We start from the raw sequence: 9,410 nt of genomic DNA, 5'->3' as shown, positions 1-9,410 counted from the left end.
CCGATCATGGTCCGGGGCCTTTGACATCTTGCTCCAGCATGAGCAGCCGCGTTCCCGAACGAGACTTGTCCTCGTCACGTGGGACGGCACGATGGCCAGGCATCAGCCACCTCGAAGGAGACGACCGTCCCGCCGAAGCGGCTCGGCCCGGAGTTCCAGGACGCGGCGATGGAGTCGACCAGGAGCAGCCCGCGTCCGTGAGCGTCGTCGGCGTCCGGCCGCCGGAGGCGCACGCTCGCGGGGAACCCCGGGTTGTGCACCTCCACGCGCAAGGACGCCCCGTCCCTGAACCACTCGACCCGTACGGCCCACTCCTCATCGGCCCGCCCATAGAGGATCGCGTTGGTCACCAGTTCCGAGATCAGCAGAACGCAGTCATCGACCGAACAGGCCGGCTGGTACGGGGTGATGAGCTTCCGGAACCAGCGCCGCGCCCGAGGGACGGACTCCGGCGTCGGCTCCAGAAGCATCGACCCGAGTCTCGGTGCCCCCTCACAGGGCTGCCGGTCGATCACAAAGGCCATCGGCACTCTCTCCTTGCTACTGGGAGGGGCCACCGCAGACCGCATGGAGAGGCCCCTCGCCCAGACAGAGGCCCCAAGGGACCTCTCTAGACATCCCGACCATCCCGAGATCTGTCTAGAGATGTCAATCGAAACGCCCGAAGTCCGCCGGAACGTGGGTGCGCACGGCTACACGCAGCGAGCCCACGCCGGACCTATGGCCTAAGGTGTCTAGAGAAGCGAGGAGGGCTCCGGAATGGCTGCTACCGACGACCGTCGGCCCAAGTACCAGCGGATCGCAGACTCTCTGCGCGAGGCGATCCAGTCGGGCGAGTACGGCCCCGGTGATCGGCTTCCGGGGGAGAACGACCTCATGGCCACGCACGGCGTGGCCCGCATGACGGCCCGCCAGGCACTCGGAGCCCTGCGGGACGAGGGCATCGCCGAGGCCCGAAAGGGCGCCGGCGTGTTCGTCCGAGCCTTCCGCCCGCTTCGCCGGCGCGGCATCCAGCGGCTGGCGCGGGACCAGTGGGGTAACGGCCGGTCCATCTGGTCGGCGGACATCGACTCAAGGCCGTTGGAGGTCGACCAGGTCTCCGTGTCCGAAGAGACGGCTCCCGAACACATCAGCCTCGTCTTGGACCTGCCCGCCGAAGACGTCACGTGCGTGAGGCGCCGGCGCTTCGTCCTGGACAACAAGCCCGTCCTGCTCGCAACGAGCTACCTCCCCCTGTCTGTCGTAGCAGGATCCGCCATCACCCAGAAGGACACCGGACCGGGCGGCACCTACGCCCGGCTCACCGAACTCGGCTACGAGCCGGTGCACTTCCGCGAAGAGATCCGCTCACGCATGCCGTCACCAGACGAGATGACGCAGCTCAGCATGACCCCGGGCACCCCGGTCATCCTCATCTGCCGCACCGCGTTCACCGACCAGGGCCTCCCCGTCGAGGTCAACGAAATGACCCTGGACGCCGCCTCCTACGTCCTGGAATACGACTTCGACGCAAACCCGAAGCCCACCTTTCCCGCCGCCGCAGCACCCGCCGACCCGGCCTGATTCAAACTTCATCTACTGGCTCCGAGGCAGCTCGCTCCGCTCCCCGCGCACGGCCCGGCCCCGGCCGGACCTGCGCTCCTAATGGCGCGGTAAAGCGGGTGTCGCAGGTTCGAATGCTGCCGGGGGCACACGACACAGGGCCGGTTCGAAGGGCTTGATCCTTCGAACCGGCCCTGCTGCGTGATCACATCCATGCCCCCGGCGCGCTCCCACCGCACCAGTGCCGTGCCGTCAGCCTTCGTGAGGCACCCTCGGGCGGGTGACCGGCACGACGGTGAGGACGTCGTCCAGCCCTGCGAAGTCGTCGGGGTTGGTGGTGAAGAGCGGAAGGTCCTCAGCCACGGCGATGGCAGCGATCATCAGGTCGGCCACCCGGCGGCGTGGCTTGCGGCCGGCGCTGATCACTGCGGCACAGATGCGGCCGTAAATGCGGGCCGCTTCGGCATCGAAGGGGATGGGGTCGAACTCGTTCTCGGCTCGCTGCAGGACGTCGAGCCTGCGGGCGCGCTCGGCGTGTTCGTCGTAACTGCTCTGTTCGTCGTTGCGACGGACCTCGTGCGGACCGGCGGACAACTCGGCCAGAGTGATGGCGGTGATCGCCATTTCGTCCGGTAGCTCCTCAGGTGCGACCCAACGGCGCAGAATCATGATGTTGGTGTCGAGGAGGCCCTGCTGATGCACCGAGTGGTCAGCGGCCATAGGGATCGTCCGGGTAGGTGTCGGCCGTGGCGCCCTGATCGGCGCGGAACCTGTCCAGGTCGACGCCAGGGGCGGTCCTGGACATCGCGGCGAACTCCTGGCGGGAGACGAACCGGCGGCGTCGACGCAGCGGGACGAGCTGACCGATCGGATGTCCGTCGCGGGTGACGGTGAACGACTGACCGCCCTGTATGGCATCCATGATCTCGCGGGACCGGCTGCGTAGATCCCGTTGGGTGATTTCGGGCTGAACGCTCATAACGCCAGGGTAGCACCGGGTGCTACCAGGTGGCACATGACGGCTGAAGGCTTGCGCCGACAAACCTTCGGCCGTAGCAGCCGGGTACGGCTTCGTTGATCGATCCAGCTGGAAGCTACGGATGAAAAGGCGTCTGACACCCACTACGACCGACGGGGGCACTCACCAGCGACTTCCGCCGTCGTCACGCCAGTTGACGACAGCAATCGGACCGCACTCGGATCGAAATCCTCATGCGGTGGTCACACCTACCTGCGACGCCGGACGTACCAGCCCAGCAACACGACCAGAACCGACAGCACGAACGCCCAAACGGTCGTGGACGCATCGTAGGACCGGTACACCATGGCCAGCATGCAGGGACGGATACCCGGTATGCAGCGGGGCAGCCGTGCATCGCAAGCGCACCAGATCGAACGGGGGAACGGCGAGGGAATCACGGTTCGGGGAGGCGCCGCGGTCGGCGGGGAGGGGCACGGAGCTCTCTGGGGTGCGCGTCCTGTCTACGTGTTGTCGCCGTGCCCATGACTCGGTTTGGTCGGCACGGGTGCGACCGGGCGGACCGCGGTGAACATCTCGAACTCGGAGCGGGTGGCGGAGAGCAGGAGCAGCCATTCGTCACAGCCCTGCCACGGAGAGAGGTCACCACCACCTCCACGCACCACCCGCGGCCCGTCCCCGGTGCGGGGGCGTGCGTCCATGGGCGCATCCGTGAAGTGGGGGATCCACATGTCGGCGCAGATCTCGTTCGAGGATCCCATCGCCGCCAGCCCGAAGGCGTTCTCGGCCGCGGCGGTGCGCTTCTCGTCGGCGAAGTCGTCGAGCACCTGGTCCTCGTCCGGTAGGTCGTTGCCGAGGAAGGTCAGGGTGGTCGTGCCCGCCCTGGCCGCGTACTCCCACTCCGCTTCGCTGGGCAACCGGAACGGCAATGCCCCCAGCAGGTCGTCCAGGTCGTCCTCGAACCGGGCTGTGCTCGAATCCGATGCGGCGAAGCTGTCCTCGTACTCGGGCAGCCAGTGCCGTGCCTGCGCCACCGTGAGCGGATGCCGGGCGATCAGGAACGGCTCGACCCGCACTTCCCGCACCGGTCGGGCCCGGGCGGCGCCGGCGAAGAACGGCCCGAGGTCGTCATCGGCGGCGTCGGCCCGTTCGATGGCGCGAACCGCGTCGAGTTCCGCGTCGGACAGGCCCATCTGGAACGTCCCACCAGGAACGGCCCGGAAGACCACTCCGGAGGGGAGGTGCCGCCAAGCCGGTCGGTCGGCCACGATCTCTTGAGCCCACATGATGGCGGACGCTAGCAGCCGGACATGCCGCGGGAGGAAGGGGAGCCGTCTTCCCGCATACGGCAGCAGGGGCGCAGCTCAGAAGGCCTCTGCTCTGACATCAACGCCTGACTTGAGCAACGCGGTCCCGGAGCCCAGTGGACGACGAGTGCCGGCGTAGGCCGGAGCAACCAGGGCAGACCGCCGGTTTCCCATGACCGGCCTGAATCTGGTCAGGCTTCGGCGTCGTGGAAGTACACCGTGAGGCTCGGCCAAGGGCCGTCCGCAGTGACTTCCGTATGCATGACGAGATCCTGAACCTCGACCGGGCCAAGGCTTTCGATGGAGTCCGCGACTCTCCGGAGAAGCGCGGGCACGTCAGCCTGCCCGGTGCCCGACGGGTTGGCCTGGGAGAAGTGTTTGATCGTCCAAGGTTCCATGTGCTCATGATCGTGCACAGCATCGCCTCGTCTTGCGGAAGACCGGCAGCGGAACGATCCGCTGCCGGGGGCGAGCCGGTCCGGGGAGACGCGCGGCCTCGGGTACCGGGCTCGTTCGCTCGCCGCGATGACCGAGCACGTGCCTCGCGGGCGCCACAACTCGCGGCCGAACGCGCTCCGGTCGTACCCGGACCAGCGCTGATCAGCCCGCGCTGTAGTGGCTTTCCTGCGTGCCGTCAGTGATCAGTTCGCCGTACGTACCACGACGTTGAAGCCGAGGTCCGTCAACAGCTTGGCAGCATGGTCCTTGCCGCCGGAGAACTCGTCGCGTCCCAGAGGATCCCGTCCGGGCAGACAGCCGTGTGCCACCCCCACTATGGCCTTTGAGTCGTACACCTTGCCATCGATCTCGAGCAGGTAGCTGCGCGACGGTCCGAAGCCGTACTTCTCCAGGAACGCGTCCCGGCCGATCCGGTCGTACTCAGCGACAGCCTGCAGGACCGCAGGTCGAGTGATGTCGTTCAGCGTCATGAAGGGAAGGTAGACGAAGCCGCCGACATACGGGACCGTGCCGGCGGGAAGAGCGCTCCGGTGTGCGGACTCAACTTTCGGCCGCGCGGGCCCAGTGCTGGCGGATCGTCGCCAGCTTCGCCTCGAACTTGGTGTCCTGCCAGCGGGCGGTGTACGCACCCGGGACCGTGAGCGCCCTGCCCTTGACTCGGACGACGCGGATCTCCGACCACGTACCGCTCCGCACTGTGCGGAGACGCTTCTCGATGGCCGTGACCTCGCTCCAGGGCACTGATCTGCGAGTGAAGAAGGTGCGGAACTCCATGCCTTCGGGCGTGAGGCACGTGGCACCGTTCACCTGGTTGACCAAGGTGAGGAGGATGAGCGAGTAGAAGACGGCGATGCTGCCGACCGACCACCACCGGTCGGCGGCCTGGGTGGTGAGCCCGGCCGTCACCGCGATGCCGGTGAAGGTCAGCGTCACGAGTGCGGTCCGCCACCAGTACCTGTTCCGCTCGGCGGTGTCGAGGCGGATCCAGGTCGGAGGTGGGTCGGCCCGTTGGTCCATGCGCCCGGCGGCCGATGCTCCTGCCGTGTCTGTGGTGGGGAGGCCGGGGCCGGGAGGTCGGTCGTCTCGACGGCTCAGGCGCCGTATGACTTCCAGGGTGACGGCCGCGCCCACAAGCCCGCTCGCGAGGCGGCGCTTCCACCTGCGCGCCGGACGGACGTCCGAGGACATCGTCCCTTCACCACCCTTGCCGCTCTCGGTATCCGACGGAGGCCGGTCTGCGGTCGCCGCCGGGGACTCCTGTGCCGATCATCGCGTCCACCCCCCGACTGTCATCAGGCCCTGGCTCGGATGTCATCGTCCGGAGGTCTCGGGCGAGTTGGCCCGGGCTACTCGGCGGGCAGGGCCTCTCGCATCGCCTTTGCGGTGGTGGTCGGGTCGTAGCCCTCCGGGACGCCGTCGACCAGGATGATGTCGCCCTCGATGTGGCGTGAGCGCAGCGGGGCGATCTCCTGGTACGCGGGTGAGTCCCACCACGCCCGGGCCTCGGCGGCCCCGGGGAAGCCGATCATCACGACGTGCCCGGGCCAGGTGCCCTCCTTCACCTCGTGCTGGGTGGCGTGCACGAGGAAGCGTCCGCCGTACGGCTCGAAGGTGGCGGGGATGCGCTCGATGTACTCGGCGATCTCCGGGTGCGGAGCGGCCTCTTGCAGGTGGGCTATGACGTAGGCGGGCATGGCGTCCTTCCGGTCGGGCGGGCTCCGTACACCGGGAGCATGGCAGGCCGGCCCGCGGGGGTCGATGACGTCGGAGGTAAGCGGGCCTGCCCGACGGGATGGGGTGCCGGGTCAGCCGAGGGGGTTGGTGGTGTCGCGGAGGGTGGTGAGGGCCTGGGCGTACATGCGGGCCTTGATGGTGCCGAGGGTGTCGCCGGCCTTGCTCACCAGGGACTGGGCGATCTCGATGGCGGTGGAGCGCACGGCGTCCTCGGGGACCGCGCGGTCGACGATGCCGGCGGTGGCGGCGTCGGCGCCGCCGTAGCGGCGGGCGGTCGTCATGGACTCGTGGGCGGTCTGCGGGGTCAGCCGGGACTGGATGAGGGCGGACATGCCGGGGGTGAAGGGGATGTTGATGTCCGCTTCGGGCAGGCACCAGTAGCCGCGGTCGGCGCGCATTACGCGGAAGTCGTGGGCGAGGGAGAACATCGCGCCGGCGGCGAACGTGTGGCCCTGGAGGGCGGCCACGGTGACGAGCGGCAGGGACAGGAGCCGCGCGAAGAGTTCGTGCACGGAGACGACGTAGTCGTGGTAGTGGTCGGCGTTGGCGAACAGCCATTCCAGGTCGAGGCCGTTGGAGTAGAACTTGCCGGTGGCGGCGGTGACGAGGGCGCGGGGGCCTTCCGCCTTCTCCACTTCGTCGAGTGCGGCGCCGACCGCGCTGATCCAGTCGGGGTGGAAGCGGTTCTCGCCGTCACCCAGGTCCAGGACGAAGACGTTCTCGTGGCGGTCGAGCGACGGCATGGGGGCTCCTCGGGCAGACGGTCTACTCGCCAGTAACTTACGGGCGGGGGGCGCACCGCGCAAGGGCGGTCACCGTGCCGCCAGCCGGGCGTAGATCCCGCCCTCGGTGTCGCGGACGGTGACGCCGGGGGAGGAGCCGGGGGAGTCCGCGTCGGGTTCGGTCTCGGCGGTGGCGTACCAGGCGCCCCATCCCGGGTTGCCGGGGAGCTCGATGAGCTTGCCGTGGACGGTGCCGGAGGCCGTCTCGATCTCGACGGTGGATGCCGTGCCCGTGCCGCCGTAGTAGAGGCCGGAGAGGTAGGTGTGGCCGTCCGAGGCCTCGGACTGCATCGTGACGCCGGGGGTGCCGCGGTCGATGTTCCCGTCCACGGCGCTGCGGAACTGCTCCAGTTCCGGCATGGAGGGTGTGGTCCAGTGCTTGCCCTCGGCGGTGAGCCAGAGCTGGAAGCCGGGGGCGGCCGTCACGCGTTCGCCGGGGGCGACGATGCGGGGCGTCGGGGAGACGGAGGGGGCGGGGGAAGGGGGCGCGGAGGCCGCCGGGGGTACGACGCGGGCGGTGTCGTCGGAGCCTGTGCCGGGGCGTGCCACGAAGGCCAGGGGGAGCAGCAGCAGGACGCAGCCCGCGCCCAGTACGGTGGCTCGCCGCCGGTGCCGGAGTCGCCGGCCGCGGCGCTGCACCGCGGCCAGGGGCACACGGGACGGGGTGATGTGGTGCGCCGCTTCGGCCAGTGCGTCGCGCAGCCGTCCGGTCTCGGCGGGCTCCCGGTCTGCTTCTGCTTCGGGTGCGCGGTCGGTCATCGGCGGGCTCCGGAGGCTGCGAAGGCGGGGTGGGCGCGCAGGGCCGCGAGGCCGCGCCGGGCGTGGGTCTTGACCGTGCCGAGGGAGCAGTGGAGCAGCTCGGCGATGTCGGGTTCGGCTAGGTCGTCCCAGTAGCGCAGGACCAGTACCGTCCGCTGGCGGGTGGAGAGGGTGGCCAGGGCGTCCATGATCGCGGCGCGGTGTTCGACGGATTCGGCGTGGCCGTCGTGGGGCTGGTGCACGCGTTCGGGCAGGAACGGCATCAGCAGGTGGGTGACGCGTCTGCGGCGCAGGCGGCTGATGTTGTTGTTGACGAGGGAGCGCCGTACGTAGAAGTCGACTTCGTCGGCCGGTATGCGTCCCCAGCGGGCGTACACCTTGGCCAGGGTGGTCTGCACGAGGTCCTCGGCCTCGTGGAAGTCCCCGGTGAGCAGCAGGGCGGTTCGCACCAGTCGGTTCCAGGCCGCGCCGGCGTAGGCGGCGAAGTCGGGGTTCAGGGGGAAGGGTGCGGCTGTCTCGTCCTGCGGCACGGACGCGGTTCCTCTGGGTCGGGTGCGGGGGGAGGGTGCCGGGGCGGGGGCCCTGAGGGCCCCCGCCGACGGGTCATCGTGTCGTGAGCTGGGCGTAGATCTTGCCCTTGGTGTCGCGGACGGTGATGTCGGAGACGAAGGTGAGGGGGCCACCGTCGGGTCGGACGTCGGTGGTGGCGTACCAGACACCCCATCCGGGCTTGCCGGGAAGCTCCAGGAGCTTGCCGTGGACGGTGCCGGAGGCCGTCTCGATCACCACGGTGGACGCGGTGCCCTTGCCGCCGTAGTAGAGGCCGGAGAGGTAGGCGCGGCCGTCCGAGATCTCGGACTGCACCGAGACGCCGGGGGTGCCGCGGTCGATGTTCCCGTCGACCACGCTGCGGAACTGCTCCAGCTCGGGCATGGAGGGTGTGGTCCAGTGCTTGCCCTCGGCGGTGAGCCAGAGCTGGAAGCCGGGGGCGGCCGTCACGCGTTCGCCGGGGGCGACGATGCGGGGCGTCGGGGCGTTCTTCCGTGCCGCCGGCCCGGTCGCCGTGGCGGGCCGGTCCTCACCGGCCGGGGCGGCGGCCCGGAGCTGCGCCGCCTGCGCCGTGGCGGCCGTGTCGTGCGGTGCGTCCGCGGGTGCGGCGTACGACATCGTGGCCATTCCGGCCACGGCGGCCGTGACGGCCGCGCCGGCCAGGTACTTCAGCGTCCGCTTCATGAACGGCAACTCCTTGCGAAACACGGACCTTCCGGAGGTCCACGTGGGCTGGTGGTGGATGGAGGGCGCCTCTCCACCCGTACCAACTCCGTCCGGTGCCGCCGCGGATGACACCTGCGGGGAAGTTTCCGGCGCGAATGTCCTCGCCGCCGTTTACGCTACGGGCTGCCGATCTTCAGGAGGAACGAGCCGTGTCCGACCGGTTGTTGACCACGCTTGCGACTGCCGTGGCCCAGTTGATCACCGCCATCGACCTGACCAGCGACGACGAGGTCGATCCCGACCTCGCCACCACCTGGTTCGAGGATCTCGCCGACACATTGGACCGGCTTCCGGCGGCCGACCGTGCGCGGCTGGCCGACCTCTTCGCGGCGGCCGCGGAGCGGGAGACCCGGCCGGACGTCCGTGCCTCCATGGCGCGACTGCCGGAGGATCTGGGCCTCGACGACGAGGACGACGAGGACGACGAGGACGGCGACGAGGACCAGGACGGCGACGACTGAGGCGGACGGTGTCCGTCGCCGGTCCGGTGCCGGGGTGAGGGCGTCGATCAGTCGCCGGGCGCGGCCTCTTCCCGGCGCCCGGTTTTTATCTGTACCCGCGAGGTCAGGTTTG

The 9,410-nt window shown here is 69.5% G+C and carries 14 protein-coding genes; 2 read left to right on the top strand and 12 right to left on the bottom strand.

Annotated elements, in window-relative coordinates; translation table 11 throughout:
• Positions 1–74: 74 nt before the first annotated feature.
• The gene (locus tag IE172_RS31975) at positions 75–524 is read right to left on the bottom strand and encodes an ATP-binding protein (RefSeq protein ID WP_190100843.1); all 450 of its coding nucleotides are present in this window, start codon (positions 522–524) and stop codon (positions 75–77) included.
• Between the two features lie 235 nt (positions 525–759).
• On the opposite strand from IE172_RS31975, the gene IE172_RS31970 reads away from it, so the two are divergent.
• A complete protein-coding gene (locus tag IE172_RS31970; RefSeq protein WP_190100842.1) occupies positions 760–1,563 on the top strand; it encodes a GntR family transcriptional regulator in 804 nt (267 codons plus the stop codon).
• Positions 1,564–1,794: 231 nt separating this feature from the next.
• On the opposite strand, the gene IE172_RS31965 is transcribed toward IE172_RS31970, so the two are convergent.
• The 11 genes from IE172_RS31965 to IE172_RS31915 all read right to left on the bottom strand — a co-directional run bounded on the left by IE172_RS31965 (position 1,795) and on the right by IE172_RS31915 (position 8,795).
• Positions 1,795–2,262 carry a type II toxin-antitoxin system VapC family toxin gene (locus IE172_RS31965; RefSeq protein WP_190100841.1) on the bottom strand — a complete coding sequence of 156 codons (468 nt, stop codon included), beginning with the start codon at positions 2,260–2,262 and terminating at the stop codon, positions 1,795–1,797.
• Positions 2,252–2,521, bottom strand: coding sequence for a type II toxin-antitoxin system Phd/YefM family antitoxin (locus IE172_RS31960; protein WP_190100840.1), 270 nt, complete (start codon positions 2,519–2,521; stop codon positions 2,252–2,254). The genes IE172_RS31965 and IE172_RS31960 overlap by 11 nt, the downstream gene beginning before the upstream one ends.
• A gap of 503 nt (positions 2,522–3,024) precedes the next feature.
• Complete coding sequence (locus tag IE172_RS31955; protein WP_190100839.1) at positions 3,025–3,807, bottom strand: formylglycine-generating enzyme family protein; 783 nt, start codon at positions 3,805–3,807, stop codon at positions 3,025–3,027.
• Between the two features lie 212 nt (positions 3,808–4,019).
• Positions 4,020–4,226, bottom strand: a complete 207-nt coding sequence (locus tag IE172_RS31950; RefSeq protein ID WP_190100838.1) for a hypothetical protein — start codon at positions 4,224–4,226, stop codon at positions 4,020–4,022.
• Between the two features lie 243 nt (positions 4,227–4,469).
• Positions 4,470–4,757 carry a ScoMcrA-related endonuclease gene (locus IE172_RS31945; protein WP_190100837.1) on the bottom strand — a complete coding sequence of 96 codons (288 nt, stop codon included), beginning with the start codon at positions 4,755–4,757 and terminating at the stop codon, positions 4,470–4,472.
• A gap of 70 nt (positions 4,758–4,827) precedes the next feature.
• Positions 4,828–5,304, bottom strand: a complete 477-nt coding sequence (locus IE172_RS31940) for a hypothetical protein (protein WP_190100836.1) — start codon at positions 5,302–5,304, stop codon at positions 4,828–4,830.
• 329 nt (positions 5,305–5,633) lie between these two features.
• Positions 5,634–5,981 carry a DUF1330 domain-containing protein gene (locus IE172_RS31935; RefSeq protein ID WP_190100835.1) on the bottom strand — a complete coding sequence of 116 codons (348 nt, stop codon included), beginning with the start codon at positions 5,979–5,981 and terminating at the stop codon, positions 5,634–5,636.
• 111 nt (positions 5,982–6,092) lie between these two features.
• On the bottom strand, positions 6,093–6,764 hold the full coding sequence (locus IE172_RS31930) for an enoyl-CoA hydratase-related protein (protein WP_190100834.1): 672 nt from the start codon (positions 6,762–6,764) through the stop codon (positions 6,093–6,095).
• A gap of 69 nt (positions 6,765–6,833) precedes the next feature.
• Complete coding sequence (locus IE172_RS31925) at positions 6,834–7,562, bottom strand: hypothetical protein (RefSeq protein WP_190100833.1); 729 nt, start codon at positions 7,560–7,562, stop codon at positions 6,834–6,836.
• Positions 7,559–8,092, bottom strand: a complete 534-nt coding sequence (locus IE172_RS31920; RefSeq protein WP_190100832.1) for a SigE family RNA polymerase sigma factor — start codon at positions 8,090–8,092, stop codon at positions 7,559–7,561. Before IE172_RS31920 ends, IE172_RS31925 begins: the two co-directional genes overlap by 4 nt.
• A gap of 73 nt (positions 8,093–8,165) precedes the next feature.
• Complete coding sequence (locus IE172_RS31915) at positions 8,166–8,795, bottom strand: hypothetical protein (RefSeq protein ID WP_190100831.1); 630 nt, start codon at positions 8,793–8,795, stop codon at positions 8,166–8,168.
• A 227-nt stretch (positions 8,796–9,022) separates the two neighbouring features.
• On the opposite strand from IE172_RS31915, the gene IE172_RS31910 reads away from it, so the two are divergent.
• Positions 9,023–9,298, top strand: coding sequence for a hypothetical protein (locus tag IE172_RS31910; protein WP_190100830.1), 276 nt, complete (start codon positions 9,023–9,025; stop codon positions 9,296–9,298).
• Positions 9,299–9,410 lie beyond the last annotated feature (112 nt).

Origin of the sequence: Streptomyces griseoflavus (assembly GCF_014649995.1) — a bacterium.
Classification (GTDB): domain Bacteria; phylum Actinomycetota; class Actinomycetes; order Streptomycetales; family Streptomycetaceae; genus Streptomyces; species Streptomyces griseoflavus.
Note: the sequence above shows the minus strand (reverse complement) of the source record. Positions and strands in the feature narration are given on the sequence as shown.

Excerpts from the sequence above, each read along its gene's own strand:
- IE172_RS31975 (WP_190100843.1), bottom strand. The coding sequence starts at position 524 with ATGGCCTTTGTGATCGACCGGCAGCCCTGTGAGGGGGCACCGAGACTC.
- IE172_RS31930 (WP_190100834.1), bottom strand. The coding sequence starts at position 6,764 with ATGCCGTCGCTCGACCGCCACGAGAACGTCTTCGTCCTGGACCTGGGT.
- IE172_RS31950 (WP_190100838.1), bottom strand. The coding sequence starts at position 4,226 with ATGGAACCTTGGACGATCAAACACTTCTCCCAGGCCAACCCGTCGGGC.
- IE172_RS31945 (WP_190100837.1), bottom strand. The coding sequence starts at position 4,757 with ATGACGCTGAACGACATCACTCGACCTGCGGTCCTGCAGGCTGTCGCT.
- IE172_RS31970 (WP_190100842.1), top strand. The coding sequence starts at position 760 with ATGGCTGCTACCGACGACCGTCGGCCCAAGTACCAGCGGATCGCAGAC.
- IE172_RS31940 (WP_190100836.1), bottom strand. The coding sequence starts at position 5,304 with ATGGACCAACGGGCCGACCCACCTCCGACCTGGATCCGCCTCGACACC.
- IE172_RS31935 (WP_190100835.1), bottom strand. The coding sequence starts at position 5,981 with ATGCCCGCCTACGTCATAGCCCACCTGCAAGAGGCCGCTCCGCACCCG.
- IE172_RS31915 (WP_190100831.1), bottom strand. The coding sequence starts at position 8,795 with ATGAAGCGGACGCTGAAGTACCTGGCCGGCGCGGCCGTCACGGCCGCC.
- IE172_RS31960 (WP_190100840.1), bottom strand. The coding sequence starts at position 2,521 with ATGAGCGTTCAGCCCGAAATCACCCAACGGGATCTACGCAGCCGGTCC.
- IE172_RS31925 (WP_190100833.1), bottom strand. The coding sequence starts at position 7,562 with ATGACCGACCGCGCACCCGAAGCAGAAGCAGACCGGGAGCCCGCCGAG.
- IE172_RS31965 (WP_190100841.1), bottom strand. The coding sequence starts at position 2,262 with ATGGCCGCTGACCACTCGGTGCATCAGCAGGGCCTCCTCGACACCAAC.
- IE172_RS31955 (WP_190100839.1), bottom strand. The coding sequence starts at position 3,807 with ATGTGGGCTCAAGAGATCGTGGCCGACCGACCGGCTTGGCGGCACCTC.